We start from the raw sequence: 20,351 nt of genomic DNA, 5'->3' as shown, positions 1-20,351 counted from the left end.
GGTCAGCGGCCGGCGACCGGTTGACCGCCCGGGTCGCCGCCGGCGTCGCCGCCGGCCGGGGCGGTCGTGGTGGTGGTGGTCTCGGTCGGCGCGGTGGTCTCGACCGGGGGCGCGCTGGTGGTCGGCGCGGTGCTCGGCGCGGTCGGTGCCGTCGACGGCACGCGCGACGGGCTCGGCTCGACCGACGCGCTGGGCGAGGCGCTCGGCGTCACCGAGGCCGAGGCCGAGGGCCGCTCGTTCGGACCGACCGGGCGGTAGGTGTAGTCCTCGTCGTCCGCCGACGGCCCCCCGGTGACCGCGGTGTCCGCGACCGAGTTGCTCGGTGCCACCGCCGGCCGGGTGGAGTCGATCCGGGTGGCCGGCGCGTCCGCTTCCCGGGCGGCGGCCAGCAGTGCGCCGAGAGCGGTCACCGCCACCAGCACCGCGCCCGCCGCGCCGACCAGCGCGCCGCGTCGGCCGGGGCGGCGCGGCGGCGCGACCATGGCCGCCGGCCGGGCCACCGGCTGCTCGTCGCGGGTGTGCCCCGGCCCGGCCGCGCCGCGCAGCGCCGCCGGCACGGTCGCGGTGGGCGAGTCGGTACGCGCCGCCCGGGCCGCGTCGGCCATCGCCGCGGCGCTCGGGTAGCGGTCGGCGGGGTCCTTCGCCAGGGCCCGGGCCACCAGCTCGCGAACCGGCGCCGGGATCTCCGCCGGCAGCTCCGGCGGCTCGTCGTCGAGGTGGCGCACGGCGACCTGGAGCGGGTTGTCGCCGGTGAACGGCGGGCTGCCGGTCAGGCAGCAGTAGGCCACCGCGCCGAGCGCGTAGACGTCCGTGGCGCCGGTGACCGGGCGGCCGGCGGCCTGCTCGGGCGCCATGTAGAGGGCGGTGCCGGGCACCGCGTTGGTGCTGGTGATGCTGGTGACGTTGGTGGAGCGGGCCACGCCGAAGTCGACCAGGACCACGGTGCCGTCGTCCTGCACGAGCAGGTTGCTCGGCTTGACGTCGCGGTGGACGATGCCCCGCCCGTGCGCCCCGTGCAGCGCCTGGGCCGTCTGGGCCACGATCGACATGGTCTCGTCGACGCCGAGCTGGCCGGCGTCCTCGATCCGCCGGGACAGCGGCTCGCCGGCGACGAACTCCATGACCAGGTAGTCGGCCCGGCTGCCGTCGGGCAGCTCGTCCTCGCCGCAGTCGAAGACCTGCACCACGCCGGGGTGGCGCAACGACGCCATGATCCGCGCCTCGGAGCGGAACCGGGCGATGAAGTCCGGGTCGCGGACCAGGGCGGGAAGCAGCACCTTGACCGCCACCTGGCGGCCGAGCACCAGGTCCTTGGCCCGCCAGACGTCGCCCATGCCGCCGGTGGCGACACGGTCTTCCAGGCGGTACCGACCGCTGAGTACGACGTCGGAGGAGAGCATCCCCATACCGTACCCACAGCGGCCGCGGAGTATTTCCGGCGATCTCTCCTGTGGCCGTCGGCGAGCGGCTGCGCCCCGCTCGGCCGAACGGCCGAGGGCGCGGCGGCGGTGGGCTGACCGTGACCGGCCGGGTACGATCGGCCAGAAAATGCCGGTCTCCCGGCGGCTGTCCGCTTCCCGCGCGGGAGCAGCGACTCGATGGTGGCCTTCGTTACACCGACACGCCGCCTTCACCGGTAGACATTTCTCTCGGTTTTTCGGCCGTCCGGGCCATGCCGCCCGCCCGGTCGCGCTCCCGACGTCGGCCCGGCTCCCGGTCGCCCCGCGACGCCGGTACGGTATGTCCCGCCGCCGGCCGTGCCGGGCGGCGGTATCCAGCGTGCGTCCCGGGCTCGGCCCGGCGCCGATCAGTTCAGCGGGGGGCCGAGGGTGCGGATGGCGGTGTGGTCTCCCGCGTCGACGGACGCCCGACCCGCGATCGCGGGGCCCGGGCGGCGACCGTGACCAGAGAGCTGAACGAGGCGGTCACCGCGGCCCAGGCCGGGGACGAGGAGGCGTTCCGCTTCCTCTACCGCAGCCTGCAGCCGGCCCTGCTGCGGTACCTGACCACGCTGGTGGGGGGCGACGCCGAGGACGTGGCCTCGGAGACCTGGCTGCAGATCTCCCGGGACCTGCCGTCGTTCACCGGCGGCGAGTTCCGCGCCTGGTCGGTCACCATCGCCCGGAACCGGGCCATGGACCACCTGCGGCGGCAACGGCGCCGGCCCGTGGTCCCGGTGCCCGTGCAGGCCCTCAACGACCTGGCCGGGGACGCCGACACCGCCGACCGGGCCGGCGAGGCCCTCGGCACCGAGAGCGCGCTGGCGCTGATCCGCACGCTGCCACCGGCCGAGGCCGAGGCGGTGATGCTGCGGGCCGTCATCGGGCTCGACGCGGAGACCGCCGGGCGGGTGCTGGGCCGGCGGGCCGGCGCCGTACGCACGGCGGCGCACCGCGGGCTGCGCCGGCTGGCCGCGCTGCTGGAGCGCGCCGCGCCGGAGGACGTGCCGGGCGCGGTCCCGCCCCGGCCCCGTACCGACAGCCAGGCGCCGCACGCTTCCGAGGCCGAGCCGGCGGAGGGCTGACGTGAGGGGAGACGGCATGAGACCTCACCGGTCCGACGGGCCCGCCGATCGGGCGGAGTCCGACCGGCTGCTCGACGCCGTGCACGCCGTGCCGCCGGCCGACGCCGACCCGCTGACCCGGCTGCTCGCCGCCGCGGCGGCCCCGGCCACCGCGGGGGAACTCGACGGCGAGGAACGGGCGCTCGCCGCCTTCCGGGCCGCCCGGGCCGCGCCGGCGGTCGCCGCGCCGGTTCCGGCGTCCCGTCCGCGTCGTCGGCTCCGCGTCGCCGCCGCGCTGTCCGGGCTCGCCGCCACCGCGGTCGCCGGGGTGGCGTTCGCCGCCGTGCGGCTGGACCGGAGCCCGCAACCGGTGGTTCCGCCGGCCCCGACCACGGCGGGCCCCGCCCCGACCGCCGCCGGTCCGTCGCGGTCGACCCCCGCCGGTCCGTCCGGCGCGGCCTCCGGTGCGGCCTCGTCGCCCGGGACGCCGTCCGGGAGCCGGCCCGCCGCGCCGCCTTCGGTCGGCGGCGCGCTCGTCGGTCACTGCCGGGCCTGGTTGGCCAAGCCGGAGCCGCAGCGCGCCCGGGCCCTCACCACGCCGGGCTTCGCCGACCTGGTGGCCGCCGCCGGTGGGCCCGACCGGGTGGAGAGCTACTGCCGGACCCTGGTGCCGGCGGCGTCCCCGAAGACGCCGGCGGGGAAGCCGTCCCCGAAGACGCCGGCCGATCCGACACCGAAGAAGCCGGCGGACGACACCCGGAAGCCCGGGGCCGGCGACCAGGACGACGACGAGGACTGACCCGCGCCGGCGCAATCAGATTCCGGACAAAAATTCATCTCTCCGGGCGCGCGAATTCCGTCTGCTAGACAGAGGATGGGGAAGGCGCGGGCCCCGTGCCGGACCGGCCGGGCCCAGGGCGACGGTGTGTCGCCCGTCCCCGGGGAGAGGAGCCGCCACATGGTGATGTCGCCGGAGCTGGATCGTGCCACCGTCCTGGGGGACGAGGCCGCGGCGCGCGGGCACCTGGCCCGGATCTGCTTCAAGACCGGTCCACCCACACTCACCGGCGTCGAACTGGAATGGACCGTGCACGACGCCGCGGACCCGACCCGACCGGTCGACCGTGAGCGACTGCGCGCAGCGTTGGGACGGCACAGCCCCGTCACCCTCGACCCCACCAGCCCGACCGACGAGCTCCGGCGCGGCGGCACCGTGACCGTGGAGCCCGGCGGGCAGGTGGAGATCTCCACCCCGCCGCGACCGTCGGTCGCCGCGCTCATCTCGGCCACCGAGGCCGACATCACGCAGCTACGCACCCGACTGGACGCCGCCGGCCTCGTGCTGGGCCGTACCGGCATGGACCCGTGGCGTCCGCCCCGACCGGCCGTGGAGACCGCCCGCTACCGCGCCATGCGGGATGTCTTCGACAGGCGTGGGCCGGCCGGGCGGGCGATGATGTACAGCACGGCCGGGCTCCAGGTCTGCCTGGACGCCGGCGAGCCCGACCAGCTCGCCCAGCGCTGGGCGACCGCGCACGCCGTCGGGCCGCCGCTGCTGGCCGCGTTCGCCACCGCCGACCGGCACGCCGGCCGGCCCACCGGTTGGGCGTCCGCGCGGATGGCCGCCTGGCTGGCGATCGATCCGGCGCGTACCCGTCCGGTCTGGTCGCCGGCCGGCGCCGACCGCGACCCGGTGGCGGCCTGGACCGACTACGCGCTCGCCGCGCCGCTGCTGTGCGTCCGCGGCGACGGACCGGACTGGACCCCGCCGGCGGACGTGACCTTCACCGACTGGCTGGCCGGCGCGCTGCCCCGCCCACCCACCACCGACGACCTGGAATACCACGTCAGCACGCTCTTCCCGCCGGTACGCCCACGCGGCTACCTGGAACTGCGCTACCTGGACGCCCAGCCGGGCCGGGACTGGACGGTGCCGCTGGCGGTGCTGGCGGCGCTGTTCGCCGACCGGACGACCACGGGCGACGCGCTCGCCGCGGCCGGTCCGGTCGCCGACCGGTGGCACGACGCGGCCCGGCACGGGCTGGCCGACCCCGCGCTGGCCACCGCCGCGGCGGCCCTGTTCGACCTGGCCCTGGCCGCCCTGCCGGGGCTGAACCTGCCGGCCGGCCTGTACGACGAGACGCACCGAGCGATCCGGCGGCGGCGCGCCGCCGCGGAGAGGGGACAGCGGTGACCACGACCGAGCGACCGGGCACGGACGCCGAGCGGCTGCGCGACCGGATCGCGGCCGAGCTGGAACGCACCCGCGCCCGCACCGCGCTGCTGACCGACGCGGTGGACGACGACGACCTGGTCCGGCAGCACTCCACCCTGATGTCGCCGCTGGTCTGGGACCTGGCGCACGTCGGCAACCAGGAGGAGTTGTGGCTGGTCCGCGACGTCGGCGGGCGCGAGCCGGTGCGCCGCGACATCGACGACCTCTACGACGCGTTCAAACAGCCCCGCAAGGACCGGCCGGCGCTGCCGCTGCTGCCCCCGGCCGAGGCCCGCGCGTACGTGCGGACGGTCCGGGACAAGGTGTACGACCTGCTGGACGGCATCGGGTTCACCGACCGCCGGCTGGTCGAGGACGGCTTCGCGTTCGGCATGATCGTGCAGCACGAGCAGCAGCACGACGAGACGATGCTCGCCACCCACCAACTGCGCGCCGGCGCCCCGGTGCTGGACGCGCCACCGCCGCCGGAGCCCCGGGTCGACGTCGGCGGCGAGGTGCTGGTGCCGGCCGGGCCGTTCACCATGGGCACCTCCACCGACCCGTGGGCGCTGGACAACGAACGTCCGGCGCACACCGTCGAACTGCCCGCGTACCGCATCGACGCGACGCCGGTGACCAACGGGCAGTACCGCGCGTTCATCGCCGACGGCGGGTACGACCAGCCGCGCTGGTGGAGCGGGGCCGGCTGGCGGCACCGGGTCGAGGCCGGGCTGAGCGCGCCGCTGCACTGGCGGCGTGACGGCGACGGCTGGGCGTACCGTCGGTTCGGCCGCTGGTCCGCGGTGCGCGACGACGAGCCGGTGGTGCACGTCTGCTGGTACGAGGCGCAGGCGTACGCGGCGTGGGCCGGCAAGCGGCTGCCCACCGAGGCGGAGTGGGAGAAGGCGGCCCGGTGGGACCCGGCGACCGGCCGTTCCCGCCGCTACCCCTGGGGTGACGAGGACCCGGGGACCGCGCACGCCAACCTGGGCCAGCGGCACCTGTGGCCGGCGCCGGTGGGCGCCTACCCGGACGGCGCCTCGCCGCTGGGCGTGCACCAGCTCATCGGCGACGTCTGGGAGTGGACCGCCAGCACGTTCCGGGGGCATCCCGGCTTCACCGCGTTCCCGTACCGGGAGTACTCGGAGGTCTTCTTCGGCGACGACCACCGGGTGCTGCGCGGCGGCTCGTTCGGCACCGACCGGTCGGCGTGCCGGGGCACGTTCCGCAACTGGGACTACCCGATCCGGCGGCAGATCTTCAGCGGGTTCCGCTGCGCGCGCGACGCCGGCGACGGGGAGTGAACCGGCCGGATGTGCCGTCACCTCGCGTACCTGGGCCCACCGGTCACCCTGCGGAGCCTGCTGTTCGACCCGCCGTACGGGCTGCTGCGGCAGTCCTGGGCGCCGCGTGACATGCGCGGCGGCGGCACCATCAACGCCGACGGCTTCGGCGTCGGCTGGTACCCGGACGGCGCCGACCCGGTCCGCTACCGGCGGGCCCAGCCGATGTGGAGTGACACGACGCTGCCGGAGCTGGCGGCCGTGACGTCCGCCGGTGCGGTGCTGGCCGCCGTCCGCTCGGCCACGGTCGGCATGCCGCTGCACGAGACCGCCGCCGCGCCGTTCGCCGAGAGGCGCTGGCTGTTCAGCCACAACGGCGTGGTCCGGGGCTGGCCGGACAGTCTCGTCCCGCTCGCCGCCGGGCTGCCGGTGCGGGACCTGCTCACGCTGGACGTGCCGACCGACTCGGCGGTGCTCTGGGCGCTGGTCCGGCATCGGCTGCGGGCCGGCGCGGCGCTCGGCGACGCGGTGGCCGACACCGTCGCCGCGGTGGCCGCCGCGGCGCCCGGCTCGCGGCTGAACCTGTTGCTCACCGACGGTGTCACGGTGGCGGCGACGGTGGCCGGGCACGCGCTGTCGGTGCGGCGCGGCCCGGGTTCGGTGCTGCTGGCCTCCGAACCGTTCGACGACGATCCCGGCTGGCAGGCGGTGCCGGACGGACGGCTGGTGCTGGCCACCGCGGCCGAGCTGGACATCCGCGAGCTGGCCCCGACCGGGGCCGGCTCATCCACCGATGGCAGAGAGGACACCTGATGGGCGCGGAGCCGCTGGAGATCCACCTGGAGGAGCAGGACCTCGACCGGGCGCTGCGGGAGGACGTCCGGGTCGGGTTGACCGCGTCGCCGAAGTGGCTGCCGCCGAAGTGGTTCTACGACGCCCGGGGCAGCGAGCTGTTCGAGGAGATCACCCGCCTGCCGGAGTACTACCCGACCCGGGCCGAGCGGGCGGTGCTGGCCGCGCACGCGGCCGACGTCGCGGCCTTGACCGGCGCGAAGACGCTGATCGAGCTGGGTTCCGGCTCGTCGGAGAAGACCCGGCTGCTGCTGGACGCGTTCACCGGGCACGGCGACCTGGGCACGTTCGTGCCGCTGGACGTCTCGGTCAGCGCGTTGCGCGGGTCCACCGACCAGATCGCCGCCGCGTACCCGGGGCTGCGGGTGCGGGGCATCGTCGGCGACTTCACCCGGCACCTGGACCGGCTGCCCACCGGCGGCCGACGCCTGGTGGCGTTCCTCGGCGGCACGATCGGCAACCTGCTGCCGGGGGAGCGGGCCGGGTTCCTCACCGCCATGCGCGCGGCGCTGGAGGTCGGGGACTGGCTGCTGATCGGCACCGACCTGGTGAAGGACCCGGGCGTCATCGTCCCGGCCTACGACGACGCCGCCGGCGTGACCGCCGAGTTCAACCGCAACGTGCTGCGGGTGATCAACCGGGAGTTGGGCGCGGACTTCGACGTCGCCGCGTTCCGCCACGTGGCGGTCTGGGACCCGGACCGGGAGTGGATCGAGATGCGGCTGCGCGCCGAGCGTCCGACCCGGGTGCGGGTGCTGGACCTCGACGTCACGTTCGCCGCCGGGGAGGAGCTGCGCACCGAGGTCTCGGCCAAGTTCCGGCCGGCGGGCGTCGCCGCCGAGCTGGACCGCGCCGGGTTCGCGCGGCAGGCGTTCTGGACCGACCCGGACGGGTTGTTCGGGGTGAGCCTGGCCCGGGCCGAGTGACGGCCGGCGCGGCCCCGGTCACACCCGACGACCGGGGCCGACGGTGATCGGCTAGGCTGGTCGGCGCGAAGGGGAGTAGCCCCCAATGTCATGGTCGACACACTGGTGCGTTCCGCATCCGGCCACGCGGCCCCGGTCCCCGGGGCGGGCGAGACCTTCGACTCAGGCTGTCGCAGCCGGGTCGAGGGCGTCCCTGTCTCTCCTCCCGGCTTGATCGGGAAGGTTCACATGGAGGGTTTCCTCGTCGCGCTGGTGGTCAGCTTCGGCGTCATCTTCGTCGCCGAGCTGGGCGACAAGTCCCAGCTCATGGCGCTGACGTTCGCCACGCGCTTCCGACCGCTGCCGGTGCTCATCGGCATCACCATCGCCACCGCGATCGTCCACCTGGCCTCGGTGGCCATCGGCGTCGGCCTCAACAGCGTGCTGCCCACGGGCTGGATCTCACTCATCGCCGGTCTGGCGTTCCTCGGCTTCGGCGCCTGGACGCTGCGCGGCGACAAGCTCACCGAGGAGGAGAAGCGGAAGGCCGAACGCAGCACCAAGTCGGCGATCATCGCGGTCGGCGTGGCGTTCTTCCTGGCCGAGCTGGGCGACAAGACGATGCTCGCGACCATCACGCTGGCCACCAAGTACGGCTGGTTCGGCACCTGGCTCGGCTCCACGCTCGGCATGGTCGCGGCGGATGCGCTGGCCATCCTGGTGGGCCGGATGCTCGGCCGGCACCTGCCGGAGCGGACCATCCGGTACGGCGCGGCCGTGCTGTTCGCCATCTGTGGTCTCTGGCTCGTCTTCGAGGCGGTCCGGGAGCTGACCTGAGCGGCGCTCGGATGATCAGGAACCGGCGCGGTGGGTAAGTGTCCTGGCGGTGGTGTCACGGCACCGCCGCCAGGATTCGGACGACCGGGAGGTTCGCGCATGAGCAGGCACGATGAGCCCAACGAGTACGGCTTCGCCGGGGGCGCCACGGCGCCGGAACCGCCTCCCGGTGGTCACGCGGACGAGCAGGACCGCGCCGAGTGGGTCGCGGTGCCTGGTGACGACCTCACCGAACCGTTCGCCGACGCGCTGGAGGAGACCGAGGACGGCGCCGACCGTCGCGCCGAGCGCCACCGTTGATCCCCGTCCCGCGCCGGCCGTCGCCCCGTCCGGGGGCGGCGGCCGGCGCGTTCCGGCTCAGGCCGGCCGTTCCTGGTAGACGTCCGGGATGCCGTCGCCGTCGTCGTCCCGGCTCTCCCGTTCGCTGATCCGGCGGTGGACCCGGTTGCGCCGCAGCAGCACCCCGGCGGCCAGGCCGGCGGAGATCAGCGAACCGGCCAGCACCGCGGCCTTGACCCGCTCGTCCTCGGGGCTGCCCGGGCCGAACGCCAGCTCCCCGATGAGCAGGGACACGGTGAAGCCGATGCCGGCCAGCAACGCCAGCCCGACCAGGTCCGCCCAGGTGATCTCCTCGTCCAGCTCGGCGCGGGTGAACCGGGCGAGCAGGAACGTGGAGCCGAACACGCCGATCACCTTGCCCAGCACCAGGCCGCCGGCCACGCCGAGCACGACCGGGTCCCGGACGACCGCGCCCAGGTCCACGTCGACGAGCGAGACCCCGGCGGCGAAGAACGCGAAGACCGGCACGGCGAGGCCGGCGGAGATCGGCCGCCAGCGGTGTTCCAGCCGTTCGGCGAGCCCGGGCTCACCGCCCCGCCCGGTCAGCACCGGCACGGTGAAGCCGAGCAGCACGCCGGCCACGGTGGCGTGCACCCCGGAGGCGTGCACCAGCACCCAGGCGGTCACCGCCAACGGGAGCAGCGCCCACCACCAGGTGCGTCGCCGCTGCACCAGCAGCCCGAACACGGCGATCGGCAGCAGCGCGCCGAGCAGCGGCAGCGGGTGGAAGTCGGCGGTGTAGAACACCGCGATGATGGTGATGGCCAGCAGGTCGTCGACCACCGCGAGGGTGAGCAGGAAGGCCCGCAGCCCCTGCGGCAGGTGCGAGCCGATCACGGCCAGCACGGCGAGCGCGAAGGCGATGTCGGTGGCGGTGGGGATCGCCCAGCCGCGCAGCCCCGCGCCGCCGGCGCTCGCGGTCACCGCCAGGTAGATCAGCGCCGGCACCGCCATGCCGCCGACGGCGGCGACCACCGGCAACGCGGCCCGCCGGGGGTCCCGCAGGTCCCCGGCGACGAACTCACGCTTGAGTTCCAGGCCGACCACGAAGAAGAAGATCGCCAGCAGCCCGTCGGCGGCCCAGGTGGCGAGCCCGAGGTCGAGGTGCAGCGCCGCGCCGCCGGGCCAGGGCACCCAGTCGCCCAGCGCGGCGTAGGCGGCGCGCCACGGCGAGTTCGCCCAGACCAGGGCGAGGACCGCGCCGAGCAGCAGCAGGCCGCCGCCGACCGTCTCGGTGCGCAGCACGTCCGCCAGGAAGCGGGCTTCCGGCCAGGACCGCCGAGCCAGCAGGCGGGAGGGCGGGGTGTGATGGGGCATACGGTGTCCGTCCGGGAGCAGGGGTCGGTGGATCCATCGCCGACCAGGCTTCCCGGCACACCGCCGCCAACCCTACCGGTCCGCCGGACCGGCGGCGAGCGCAGCCGCGGTGGGTGCCGCCGCACCCGCCGCCGGCGGCGGTCAGCGCTGGCCGGGCAGCGCCGGCAGCACCACGCCGATCGTCTCGCAGAACGCCGCCATCCGTTTCACCAGCTCGTCCGGGTCGGCGTACGGGTCCAGCGCGCGCACCTCGTCCGGGTCCAGCGGGGGCACCGGCACGTGGGAGATCAACGGGTGCAACGGCCGGCTGTCCGCCTCGTCCGCGCCGAAGAGGTGCTCGTGCAGTTTCTCGCCCGGCCGGAGCCCGGTGTAGACGATGTCCACCGGGTGGTCCGCCTCGGCGGACAGCCGCCGCGCCACGTCCGCGATCCGGACCGGCTCGCCCATGTCGAGCACCAGCGCCTCGCCGCCGCGGCCGATGGTCGCGGCCTGGAGCACCAGGTGCACGGCCTCCTGCACGGTCATGAAGTAGCGGGTCACGTCCGGGTGCGTGACGGTGATCGGCACGCCGGCCCGGATCTGCGCCTGGAACGCGGTCAGCACCGAGCCCCGGCTGCTGAGCACGTTGCCGAACCGGACGCTGAGGTAGGTGCCGCCGAGCTGCGCGGCCCGGTGGGCGGTGAGCCGTTCGGTGATCCGCTTGGAGTAGCCGAGGACACTCGTCGGGTTGGCCGCCTTGTCGGTGGAGATGTTGACGAACTCGGCGACGTCCCGGCACGCCTCCAGCACGTTCAGGGTGCCCCAGATGTTGGTCTTGATCGCCTCGCCGGGGTGCCGCTGGAGCAGCGTCAGGTGCTTCAGCGCCGCCGCGTGGAACACCACGTCGGGCTGCCGGTCGGCGATCACCCGGGCGATGCCGTCGGCGTCCCGGATGTCGGCCAGGATCAGTTCGGGGCCGTCCAGCAGCGCCCGGCCGTGCAGGGACATCTGGAGCGCGTGCAGCGCCGACTCGTCCCGGTCGAGCATCATCAGCTCGTCCGGCTCGCAGCGGGCGATCTGCCGGCACAGCTCCGAGCCGATCGAGCCGCCGGCGCCGGTGACCAGCACCCGCCGGCCGGCCAGCCCGCCGCGTTCGACGGCCAGCTCGGCCACCCGGTGGGCACGGCCGAGCAGGTCGGTGAGCTGGAGGTCGCGGACGTCGGTGGCGTGGACCGGGCGGTCGAGCACCTCACGGACCGGGGGCAGGACCTTGAACGTGGCCCCGGCCTCCAGCGTGCGGGTGCGCACGTCGCGCAGCAGCCGCGGGTCGCCGCCGGTCATCGAGAAGATGACGGTACGCGCCTGGGTGGCCCGGACCACGGCGCCGACCTGCTCCCGCCCGCCGAGCACGCGCAGCCCTTCCAGCCGGAGCCCGCGGCTCTCCGGGGCGTCGTCGAGCAGACCCACCGGACGGTAGCTGCTGTCCGGGTCGCGCAGCAGCACGCGGACCAGCCGTTCGCTGGCGGCGTCCACGCCGTAGACCAGGCACCGCTCGGCGTGTCGTGCCGCCGGGCGGTGCCGGTCGGCGTGCAACCGCCACAGTCCGCGGCCGGCCGCCATCAGCACCAACGCGACGGTGCCGCCGACCAGCGGGGTGGTCGCGGGGACCGGTCGTTCGGCCCAGGGCAGCACGCCGGCGAGCGTGATCGCGGCGGCGATCGCCGCGGTGCCGGCCAGCCCGCGGGCGTCCCCGGCGCTGCCGATCGGATAGCGGCCGTAGAGCCGGGAGCGCAGCAGCGTGAGCAGCGCGTAGAGCGCGGCGCAGGCGAGCGCGACGGTGAGCGCGCGGCCGGTCGCGGCGGCGGTCAGGTCGAACTCGTAGCGGGTCCAGGCGGCGCCGAGAAATCCTCCGCACCACGCGGCCGTGTCCAGCGTTAACAGGGAGAGAGTGGCGGCGCGGTGGGTGGTGTGACTGCGTGTCCGCAGCGCCTCGTCGGCGGCGGTGGCTTCACGATCCATGGTTGCCCTCTACGTGTTCATCCGGAATGAGCGGATTTACGTCGTCCGTGCTTTCCGGTCGTTTACATTCGTCTGGTCACCTAACGGGGTGAATAGGCGATTCGATCCTGGCACGGCTACTGGGGCTTTTAGGGGGCTTTTGTGCAACTTCATCGGCAGGTCGGCGTGTCGCGAGGAGGAGCGGGATGAGCATCCTCGGCTACCTGCGCCTGGTCCGACGCCACTGGTGGATCGTGCTGGTCACGGTCATGCTCACGCTGGGCGTGGCCGCCCTGGTGACGGTTCGCTCCGTGCCTCGCTACCAGGCCTCGGTGACGTTCTTCGTCACCACGGCCAGTCCGGGCGTGATGGACGCCTACCAGGGCAGCCTGTTCCTGCAACAGCGGGTGAAGTCCTACGCCGACCTGCTCACCAGCGACCGGCTGGCGCAGAGCGTGGTCGCCGACGCGCCGCTCGGACTCACCGCCGACCAGGTGCGCGGCAAGATCTCCACGGACGTGCTGCCCGACAAGGTGCTGCTCAAGGCCTCGGTCACCGACACCAACCAGACCCGGGCGCTGAAGCTCACCGAGACCCTGGCGGCCGAGTTCACCGAGCTGGTGCGGAAGGTGGAGACCCCGGCGGACGGCAAGGCCCCACCGATCAAGATCGAGGTGGTGAGCGGCCCGCGGGTCACCTCCAGCCCGGTCTCGCCGCGACCGGCGCGCAACCTGGTCCTGGGCGGGCTGCTCGGCCTGCTGGCCGGCGCCGCGCTGGCCGTGCTGCGGGGCATGGCCGACGTGCGGATGCGCGACGCCGTGGCGTTGCAGCGGGTGACCGGCAGCCCGCTGCTGGGCGAGATCCCGTTCGAGGCCGGCGCGAAGGCCGCCCCGCTGATCGTCGGTGACGCGGCCACCTCGGTCCGCGCCGAGGCGGTCCGCAAGCTGCGCACCAACCTGCGCTTCGTGGACGTACACGAGCCGGCCCGGGTCATCGCGGTCACCAGCGCCCTGCAGGGCGAGGGCAAGACCACCATGGCCTGCAACATCGCCATCGCGCTGGCCGAGGCGGGCTGGCGGGTGCTGCTCATCGACGCCGACCTGCGCCGTCCCAAGGCCGCCGACTACCTCGGTCTCGACGGCGGGGTCGGGCTGACCGACGTGCTCGTCGGCGACGTGCAGGTCGGTGACGTGGTGCAGCGGTGGGGTGAGAAGTCGCTGCTGGTCCTGCCCAGCGGCGCCACCCCGCCGAACCCGAGTGAGCTGCTCGGCTCCAAGGCGATGGCGGACCTGCTGGTGGCGCTGCGCGAGTCGGCGGACATCGTGATCATCGACACCGCGCCGCTGCTGGCGGTCACCGACGGCGTGGTGGTGGCCGTGCAGGCCGACGGCGCGCTCCTGGTCACCCAGCAGGGGCGGACCTCGCGCGGCCAGGTGGCCGCCGCGGCGCGGGCGCTCAGCTCGGTGTCGGTGCGCCTGCTCGGCTGCGTGCTCAACATGGCCAAGGTCGGCAAGGCGGACGCCTACCAGTACGAGACGTACAAGGTGGTCGTGCCGCCGGCCGCGCCCACCGTGCCCACCGGCCGGGTCGGGGCGACCCAGCGGGGTGCGCAGACCGTCGTGGGTGACCGTACTCAGGAACTCACCCGGCTGTCGCGATGAGCGCGCGCAGGGGCCGGATCGACCGCTCGATCTCCTCGGCGCACCGGCGGAAGTCGGCCGGGGAGCCGCCGATCGGGTCCCGCAGGTCGTCCGTGCCGTCGGGGGCGGGTTGCAGCCGCCCCCGGGCACGGACGGCCGCCACCACGGCCGCCCGCAGCGGGGTGGTCCCGGGCGCGCCGTCCGGCCGGGCCGCGGCGGCCAGGCGGGCGAACTGGTGCAGCGTGAACATCCGGCCCAACGCGGCCGGGGCCAGCGCCGCGCAGGCCGAACGCTGCCGCCGGGTCGCGGTCAGCACCAGCGCCGCCGAGGTGAGGTGCTCCGGGCGCAGCCGGCGGGTGCGGAAGGCGGTCACGTCCGCGCCGTCCCCGGCGGCCACCTCGACGGCGTACGGGTGCATGCCCGCCCCGTCGATCGCGTCGGTGCCGGCGCTGGCCACCGTCACCGGGAGCCCGGCCAGCAACCGGCGGGCGATGAACTCGGCCATCGGTGACCGGCACATGTTCGCGTGGCAGACGAAGAGCACCCCGTCGGGCATCTGGACCCCTCTGGTCGGCGCGGTCGCGCGGGGCGGCGCCGCGACGGTGGGCTGCCGGCGGTCGCGGCCGGACAGCGAGGGGATGCCGGCATCGTACGCGCCACGGTGGACCGGGGTCCGGCAGGCCGCGCCGGGAGCGCGGCCATGAGGATCGGCATCCTGTCGTACCACTTCCCGCCGGAACCGGCGTTCATCCCGGGCAGCCTGGCCGAGGAGCTGGCCGCCCGGGGCCACGAGGTACGCGTGCTCACCGGGTTCCCGGACCACCCGGGCGGCCAGCTCTATCCGGGCTGGCGGCAACGGTGGGGGCACCGGACGCGCAGCGAGCGGCTGACCGTCCGCCGGGTGCCCCGGTACGCCGGCGGGGCGGGCTCCGCCCGCGCGCGGGCGGCCGGCTGGCTCTCCTTCGCCGGCAGTGCGACGCTCGCCGGCCGGCGCTACCTGCGGGACCTCGACGCGCTGTATGTCCTCCAGCTCCCCGCGGTGACCTTCGCCGCGGCCGGCCTGCTGCGGATGCTGGCCGGGGTGCCGACGGTGCTGCACGTGCAGGACGTCTGGGCGGAGGAGGAGCCGGCCCGGTCGCGGGCGGCACGTGGTTGGTCGGGGCGGCTGGACGCCGGCCTGCGCCGGCTGTACCGGGAGGCGGACGCGATCGCGGTCAGCGCACCGTCCATGCGCGAGCTGGTGCTCGCCGGCGGGGCCGAACCGGACCGGGTGCGCACGGTGCTCAACTGGACCGACGAGCGACTGTTCCGCCCGGCGCGGCCCGGTCCCGCCGCACGTCGGCTGATCCGCCGGGACGACCGCTGCGTGGTGATGCACGCCGGCACGATCGGCGTACGGCAGGGTCTGGAGACCGCGGTCCGGGCGGCGGCGGCGCTGGGGGACCGGATGGACCTGGTCCTGGTCGGCTCGGGCGCGGAGGAGCGGCGGGTGCGGGACCTCGCCGCCGAACTCCGCGCGGACAACGTCCGGTTCGTCGAGCGGCGCTCGCCGGCGGACATGCCCCAGCTCTACGCGGCCGCCGACTACCAGCTCGTCATGCTGCGCGACCGGCCGGAGCTGCGCGGCACCGTGCCCGGCACCCTGCCGGCCGCGCTCTCCTGCGCCGCGCCGGTGGTCGCCTCGGCCGGCGGCGACACCGCGGAGCTGGTGGAGCGGGCCCGAGCCGGGCTGTCCTGCCCGCCCGAGGACTGGGCGGCCCTGGCCGACCGGTTCTGGCTGGCCGCGGCGATTCCCGCAGCCGCCCGGGCCGACATGGGCCGCCGGGGGCGGGACGCCTACCTGCGGCAGATGTCGCTGCGGGCCGGCGTCGACCGGATCGAGGCGCTGCTGCGCGACGTGGCCACGGTTAGGATGAAAAACACGAAAAGCGACTAGAAGTGTAGTTCATGCGATACATACTCCTATCCGACACGAGCACCGAATGGTGATCGCAGGCCGGTCGACCCCGAGGAGAGTGACGTGACGGAACACGCGGCGTCGCACCGCCGACGCCGACACTCACGGCGACGCCGCCGGGCCCGCGTCCGTCGTGTCCTGCTGGTCGGGCTGGTCGTCGTCTCGGTGCTGGCCACCGCCGGCGGTTGGGTCACGTTCCGGGGCTGGCAGGCCCGGGCCCACCTGGTGAACGCCGCCGGCCTGGCCAAGGACCTCAGCGCCCAGGTGCTCGACGGTGACGTGGCCCGGGCCCAGCGGACCCTGGCCGCGCTCCAGGAGCAGGCCGGCGCCGCGCGCGCAGCGACCGGCGACCCGGTCTGGTGGCTCGGCCAGGGCGTCCCGTACGCCGGGGACAACCTGACGGCGGTGCGGCAGATCTCGGTGGCGGTGGACGACCTGGCCCGGCTCGCCTTCCCCACCCTGCTCCGGGTCGACCTCGCCTCGCTGGTGCCGAAGCAGGGCCGGCTCGACGTGGGCCGGCTGCGTGCGGTCGCGGCCGAGGTGTCAGCCGCCGACCAGGCGGTCCGCCGGACAGCGGACCGGCTACGGGCGGTGCCGACCCGCGGCCTGGTGGCCCAGGTACGTGACGCGGTCACCGCGCTGCGGGAGGAGTTGGACCGGTTGGGCGGGCTCACCTCCGCCGCCGACCGCGGCGTCCGCCTGTTGCCGCCGCTGCTCGGCGCGGACGGCCCGCGCAGCTACCTGCTCGTCTCGCAGAACCCGGCCGAATTGCGGGCCACCGGCGGCATGTTCGGCGCGTACGCCGTGCTGCGCGCGGACTCCGGCCGGATCCGACTGGCGGGGCAGGGCAACGCGACGGATCTGCAGTACTTCGATCCACCGCTCAAGGTGGACCCGGAGATGCGCCGGCTCTGGTCCGAGCTGCCGGGGATGTATCCGGCGGACGTCAATCTGAGCCCGAGCTTCCCTACCGCCGCCGCGCTCTACCGCGAGATGGTGCGCCGGCGCACCGGGATCACGGTGGACGGTGTGCTGGCGGTCGACCCGGTGATGCTGTCGTACCTGCTCAACGTCATCGGCCCGGTGCAGGTGCCGGACGGTCCGGCGCTGGCCGGCGGCACCGCCGTGCGGACGCTGCTCAGCGACTCGTACCGGGACCTGGACGTGAAGGCGCAGGACGCGTTCTACGCGCGGGCCGCGTCGGGGGTGTTCGACGCGCTGTTCACCAGGACGGTTGACCCGAGGGCGCTTCTAACCGTTATTAGCCGCTCGATACAGGAACGTCGGATATTGTTCTGGAGTGTCCGTTCTGAGGAGCAACGCGCGGTGGCCGGGACCCGGCTGGCCGGGCAGCTCCCGGAGCGGGACACCGTGCCGACGGTCGGCGTGTTCCTCAACGACGGCAGCGGCGCGAAGCTCGGCTACTACCTCAGGTTCTCGGCCACCCTGACGGTCGGCACATGCCAGCCGGACGGACGCCGCGAACTGCGGCTGCGGGTCACGGTGCACTCCACCGCCCCGCGGTCGGGTCTGACGGAGTCGGTCACGGGCATGGCCCTGTCCGGCGACAAGTACACCGCCCGCACGTTCGTCTCGGTGCACACCCCCAGCGGCGGCGCGGTCCTCGCCGGCCGGCTGGACGGCCGCGACACCGCGATGGGCAGCGGGCTCGACCGTCGACGTCAGGTCGCGGTGGCGAACGTGGAGGTCGGCCCCGGGCAGACCCGGACGCTCGACGTCACGCTGCTCACCGGCCAGAACGGCGCCGGCACGGCCGATCTGGTGCTCACTCCCACCGTCACCCCGTGGACCACCCAGATAACCACCGCACCCAGATGTGAACAGTAGGAGGGAAACCATCATGCGGCTATCCCGCATCATCATGGCGCTCTCGGTGGGCCTGGCCGTCGTGGCCGCGCCGACCGCGGCCGGAGCGGCGCAGCCGCAGCCACCGGTCTATCCGCCCGCGCAACCGTCGCTCGTCGTGGTCGATCCGACCATCACGCTCGGTGAGACCTTCACCCTTGAGGGGAGTGGCTTCGGTCCCAACGAGCTGGTGGACATCGACGTCGCCATCTCCAACCTTCCGGTCGCCGCGCCGGCCGAGGGAACGGCGCGGCGCAGCGACGGCAGCACGGTGGTGATGGCGTCGGTGGCACACACGTCGAACCTCGCCGCGCCGCAATCGCCGCCGACGCACTTCACCGTGCGCGCCGACGGGAGCGGCAACTTCACCGTCACCTACCGTCCGACCCGCGTCGGTCGCTACACGTTCACCGCCACCGGTCAGACGACCGGCCGGACCGCCAGCACGACCGGTACGGTACTCCCGGTGCGGCCGACGCGTCCGCCACACCACGGCGGTCACCTGCCCGTCACGGGTGACAGCATCGGCACGCCGCTGAAGCTCGGCGGTGGCCTGGCCGGTGCCGGCGCGGTGCTGCTGCTGGGGTCCCTGGCCTGGCGCCGCCGTCGCCTCGGCTGACGCCAGGCGCGCCGGGGGAGACCCCGGGCCGATCGCGAGTGCCCGCCGGAGAAGCTCCGGCGGGCACCCGCGTGTCCGGGGCACGCCGCACAATGAGCTGGTGCACCCGACGCCACCGTGGACGGAACCCGCCGGTCTCCTCACGCTGCCCGGCGGCGCCACCGTACGAGGACGCCGCGTCGCCGCCCCGGCCTCCCCGGCCGACTTCGCCCTGCTGCTGGCGCGCGGGCCCGAGCCGGCCTGGCCGGTCCGGCGGATCCGCTGGCCCGACTTCTGGCTCCCACTGGACCGCGCCGACGCCCTGGACGCGTTGCGCGAGGCGCGGCGACGCGCGTACGCCGGTCAACGGGTCGAGGTCGCCTGCCACGGCGGCGTGGGCCGCACCGGCACCGCGCTCGCCGCCCTGGCGGTGCTGGACGGGCTGGACCCCGGGCGGGCGGTCGCCTGGGTGCGCGCGCACTACCATCCGCGTGCGGTGGAGACGCCGTGGCAGCGACGGTGGCTGCGCGGCGTCCACTGACTGACCGCCGGTCGCGGCGGGCCGGTCGGGACCGCCCGGCTCCGCCGGCTCGACCACGGCGCGGGGCCGGACGATCGGCACACCGTCACCGGCCCGGTGAGCCGCGCCGCCGGCGGAGCCGCGCTGGGTAAGGTGCCTCTCCATGAGAGCCCGGGTCCTGGCCGCCGTCACCGCCGTCACCCTGCTCGCAGCCGGTGCGCCCGCCCCGGCGCGGGGCGCTCCCGCTCCCGGCGCCGTGGCGCCCTGCCCACGGCTGCCCGCGCCGAAGGTGTCCCGGCCGCCGCGTCCCGTCCCACCGGCGTCGGTGCCCGAACAGCAGGTGGTGGGCGGCGAGACGCTGGCCGGTCCGGGCCTCGTCACGCCGCCCGGCAGTCCCGCGCCGCCGGCGGTCACCGCCACCACCTGGCTGGTCGCCGACCTGGACAGCGGCGCCGTGCTGGGCGCCTGCGGGCCGCACGCGTACGGCACCCCCGCCAGCACCCAGAAGCTGCTGCTGGCCGCCACCATGCTCAACCGCCTCGACCCGAGGCAGGTGGCCGTCGCCACCGCCGCCGATCTGGACATCGAGCCGGGCAGCTCGGCGGTGGGCCTGCTGGTCGGCGGGCGCTACCCGGTGGAGACGCTCTGGCTGGGCCTGCTGCTCCAGTCCGGCAACGACGCGGCGAACATGCTGGCCCGGCTCGGCGCCGGCAGTGCCCGGGCCGGGGTCGACCAGATGAACGCCGAGGCACGCCGGCTCGGCGCGCTCCAGACCCACGCCGTCACGCCGTCCGGCCTGGACGGCCCCGGGCAGTTCACCAGCGCGTACGACCTGGCGCTGATCGCCCGCGCCTGCTTCGCCGACCCCCGCTTCGGCCGGTACGCGATGACCGAGCGGGCCCAGATCCCGGCCCAGCCCGCGCTGAAGAAGGGCGGGTTCCAGATCCAGAACGAGAACCAGCTCATCTACCGCTATCCCGGGGCGCTGGGCGGCAAGACCGGCTTCACCGAGCTGGCCCGGCACAGCTATGTCGGCGCCGCCCAGCGCGGCGGGCGCCGGCTGGTGGTGACGCTGCTCGGCGCCGAGGCCCGCCCGGTACGCGGCTGGCAGCAGGGCGCGCAACTGCTCGACTGGGGCTTCACGCTGCCCCGGGACGCGTCGGTCGGCCGGCTGGTCGACCCGGGTGAGCTGGACCAGCCGGCCGCGCCGGCGGCGACCCGGGAACCCGCGGCCGACGCGCCGGCGACACCGACGTCGCGACCGTGGCGGGGGCCGGCCGGCACCGCGCTGCACCGGATGGCCGACGGCGACTGGGCGCTCATCGTGCCGGCCGCCGGCCTGCTGGCGCTCGTCGTCGGCGGAACGGTGGCGGCGCTCGCCGCCCGGCGGGGCCGGCTCCGGCGGTCCGGCCGCCGCCGCGCCTGACCGCCGCGCCGCTCCCGCTCGGATCCGTCCGTCGGCCCGCTGACCGGGTTCGGTCCCCGCTCGGACCGCTCGCCGGCCCTGACCGGTCCCGGTCCCGCCGCGTGGACGCCGTCCGG

General features: G+C 75.2%; 18 protein-coding genes. 14 read left to right on the top strand and 4 right to left on the bottom strand.

Features of this window, described 5'->3' with window-relative positions; genetic code table 11:
* Positions 1–2 precede the first annotated feature (2 nt).
* Complete coding sequence (locus OG767_RS18170; protein ID WP_405089647.1) at positions 3–1,400, bottom strand: protein kinase domain-containing protein; 1,398 nt, start codon at positions 1,398–1,400, stop codon at positions 3–5.
* A gap of 500 nt (positions 1,401–1,900) precedes the next feature.
* On the opposite strand from OG767_RS18170, the gene OG767_RS18165 reads away from it, so the two are divergent.
* The 8 genes from OG767_RS18165 to OG767_RS18130 all read left to right on the top strand — a co-directional run bounded on the left by OG767_RS18165 (position 1,901) and on the right by OG767_RS18130 (position 8,895).
* Positions 1,901–2,524: an RNA polymerase sigma factor gene (locus OG767_RS18165; protein ID WP_405089646.1), complete on the top strand. Its 624-nt coding sequence runs from the start codon at positions 1,901–1,903 to the stop codon at positions 2,522–2,524.
* Positions 2,525–2,540: 16 nt separating this feature from the next.
* A complete protein-coding gene (locus OG767_RS18160) occupies positions 2,541–3,302 on the top strand; it encodes a hypothetical protein (protein WP_405089645.1) in 762 nt (253 codons plus the stop codon).
* Positions 3,303–3,461: 159 nt separating this feature from the next.
* Positions 3,462–4,697: an ergothioneine biosynthesis glutamate--cysteine ligase EgtA gene (egtA, locus tag OG767_RS18155; protein WP_405089644.1), complete on the top strand. Its 1,236-nt coding sequence runs from the start codon at positions 3,462–3,464 to the stop codon at positions 4,695–4,697.
* Positions 4,694–6,022 carry an ergothioneine biosynthesis protein EgtB gene (egtB, locus tag OG767_RS18150; RefSeq protein ID WP_405089643.1) on the top strand — a complete coding sequence of 443 codons (1,329 nt, stop codon included), beginning with the start codon at positions 4,694–4,696 and terminating at the stop codon, positions 6,020–6,022. The genes egtA and egtB overlap by 4 nt, the downstream gene beginning before the upstream one ends.
* A 9-nt stretch (positions 6,023–6,031) precedes the next feature.
* On the top strand, positions 6,032–6,814 hold the full coding sequence (gene egtC, locus OG767_RS18145) for an ergothioneine biosynthesis protein EgtC (RefSeq protein ID WP_405089642.1): 783 nt from the start codon (positions 6,032–6,034) through the stop codon (positions 6,812–6,814).
* Positions 6,814–7,779, top strand: a complete 966-nt coding sequence (gene egtD, locus OG767_RS18140) for an L-histidine N(alpha)-methyltransferase (protein ID WP_405089641.1) — start codon at positions 6,814–6,816, stop codon at positions 7,777–7,779. The genes egtC and egtD overlap by 1 nt, the downstream gene beginning before the upstream one ends.
* A 228-nt stretch (positions 7,780–8,007) precedes the next feature.
* Complete coding sequence (locus tag OG767_RS18135; RefSeq protein WP_107162705.1) at positions 8,008–8,595, top strand: TMEM165/GDT1 family protein; 588 nt, start codon at positions 8,008–8,010, stop codon at positions 8,593–8,595.
* A 99-nt stretch (positions 8,596–8,694) separates the two neighbouring features.
* Positions 8,695–8,895: a hypothetical protein gene (locus OG767_RS18130; RefSeq protein WP_405089640.1), complete on the top strand. Its 201-nt coding sequence runs from the start codon at positions 8,695–8,697 to the stop codon at positions 8,893–8,895.
* 57 nt (positions 8,896–8,952) lie between these two features.
* On the opposite strand, the gene nhaA is transcribed toward OG767_RS18130, so the two are convergent.
* A complete protein-coding gene (gene nhaA / locus OG767_RS18125; protein ID WP_405089639.1) occupies positions 8,953–10,251 on the bottom strand; it encodes a Na+/H+ antiporter NhaA in 1,299 nt (432 codons plus the stop codon).
* Positions 10,252–10,392: 141 nt separating this feature from the next.
* Positions 10,393–12,249, bottom strand: a complete 1,857-nt coding sequence (locus OG767_RS18120; RefSeq protein WP_405089638.1) for a polysaccharide biosynthesis protein — start codon at positions 12,247–12,249, stop codon at positions 10,393–10,395.
* A 185-nt stretch (positions 12,250–12,434) separates the two neighbouring features.
* On the opposite strand from OG767_RS18120, the gene OG767_RS18115 reads away from it, so the two are divergent.
* Complete coding sequence (locus OG767_RS18115) at positions 12,435–13,889, top strand: polysaccharide biosynthesis tyrosine autokinase (protein WP_405089637.1); 1,455 nt, start codon at positions 12,435–12,437, stop codon at positions 13,887–13,889.
* Here the strand turns inward: OG767_RS18115 and OG767_RS18110 are convergent.
* A complete protein-coding gene (locus tag OG767_RS18110) occupies positions 13,870–14,424 on the bottom strand; it encodes a low molecular weight phosphatase family protein (protein ID WP_405089636.1) in 555 nt (184 codons plus the stop codon). The genes OG767_RS18115 and OG767_RS18110 overlap by 20 nt on opposite strands.
* A 144-nt stretch (positions 14,425–14,568) precedes the next feature.
* Here OG767_RS18110 and OG767_RS18105 point away from each other — a divergent pair, with 144 nt between their 5' ends.
* From OG767_RS18105 to OG767_RS18085, 5 genes are all read left to right on the top strand, one after another.
* A complete protein-coding gene (locus tag OG767_RS18105; RefSeq protein WP_405089635.1) occupies positions 14,569–15,804 on the top strand; it encodes a glycosyltransferase family 4 protein in 1,236 nt (411 codons plus the stop codon).
* 84 nt (positions 15,805–15,888) lie between these two features.
* Positions 15,889–17,673, top strand: a complete 1,785-nt coding sequence (locus OG767_RS18100; protein ID WP_405089634.1) for a DUF4012 domain-containing protein — start codon at positions 15,889–15,891, stop codon at positions 17,671–17,673.
* Between the two features lie 13 nt (positions 17,674–17,686).
* Positions 17,687–18,310: a hypothetical protein gene (locus tag OG767_RS18095; RefSeq protein WP_405089633.1), complete on the top strand. Its 624-nt coding sequence runs from the start codon at positions 17,687–17,689 to the stop codon at positions 18,308–18,310.
* Positions 18,311–18,410: 100 nt separating this feature from the next.
* The gene (locus OG767_RS18090) at positions 18,411–18,830 is read left to right on the top strand and encodes a protein-tyrosine phosphatase family protein (protein WP_405089632.1); all 420 of its coding nucleotides are present in this window, start codon (positions 18,411–18,413) and stop codon (positions 18,828–18,830) included.
* 142 nt (positions 18,831–18,972) lie between these two features.
* Positions 18,973–20,235 carry a D-alanyl-D-alanine carboxypeptidase family protein gene (locus tag OG767_RS18085; protein WP_405089631.1) on the top strand — a complete coding sequence of 421 codons (1,263 nt, stop codon included), beginning with the start codon at positions 18,973–18,975 and terminating at the stop codon, positions 20,233–20,235.
* Positions 20,236–20,351: the final 116 nt, after the last annotated feature.

This window comes from Micromonospora sp. NBC_01392, assembly GCF_045040125.1.
Classification (GTDB): Bacteria; Actinomycetota; Actinomycetes; order Mycobacteriales; family Micromonosporaceae; genus Micromonospora.
The sequence above is the reverse complement of the archived record's forward strand: the minus strand, read 5'-3'. Positions and strand labels throughout refer to the sequence as shown.

Coding starts and splice junctions, on each gene's coding strand:
- OG767_RS18170 (WP_405089647.1), bottom strand. CDS start 1,400: ATGCTCTCCTCCGACGTCGTACTCAGCGGTCGGTACCGCCTGGAAGAC.
- OG767_RS18160 (WP_405089645.1), top strand. CDS start 2,541: ATGAGACCTCACCGGTCCGACGGGCCCGCCGATCGGGCGGAGTCCGAC.
- egtA (WP_405089644.1), top strand. CDS start 3,462: ATGGTGATGTCGCCGGAGCTGGATCGTGCCACCGTCCTGGGGGACGAG.
- egtC (WP_405089642.1), top strand. CDS start 6,032: ATGTGCCGTCACCTCGCGTACCTGGGCCCACCGGTCACCCTGCGGAGC.
- egtD (WP_405089641.1), top strand. CDS start 6,814: ATGGGCGCGGAGCCGCTGGAGATCCACCTGGAGGAGCAGGACCTCGAC.
- OG767_RS18135 (WP_107162705.1), top strand. CDS start 8,008: ATGGAGGGTTTCCTCGTCGCGCTGGTGGTCAGCTTCGGCGTCATCTTC.
- OG767_RS18130 (WP_405089640.1), top strand. CDS start 8,695: ATGAGCAGGCACGATGAGCCCAACGAGTACGGCTTCGCCGGGGGCGCC.
- nhaA (WP_405089639.1), bottom strand. CDS start 10,251: ATGCCCCATCACACCCCGCCCTCCCGCCTGCTGGCTCGGCGGTCCTGG.
- OG767_RS18120 (WP_405089638.1), bottom strand. CDS start 12,249: ATGGATCGTGAAGCCACCGCCGCCGACGAGGCGCTGCGGACACGCAGT.
- OG767_RS18115 (WP_405089637.1), top strand. CDS start 12,435: ATGAGCATCCTCGGCTACCTGCGCCTGGTCCGACGCCACTGGTGGATC.
- OG767_RS18110 (WP_405089636.1), bottom strand. CDS start 14,424: ATGCCCGACGGGGTGCTCTTCGTCTGCCACGCGAACATGTGCCGGTCA.
- OG767_RS18105 (WP_405089635.1), top strand. CDS start 14,569: ATGAGGATCGGCATCCTGTCGTACCACTTCCCGCCGGAACCGGCGTTC.
- OG767_RS18095 (WP_405089633.1), top strand. CDS start 17,687: ATGCGGCTATCCCGCATCATCATGGCGCTCTCGGTGGGCCTGGCCGTC.
- OG767_RS18085 (WP_405089631.1), top strand. CDS start 18,973: ATGAGAGCCCGGGTCCTGGCCGCCGTCACCGCCGTCACCCTGCTCGCA.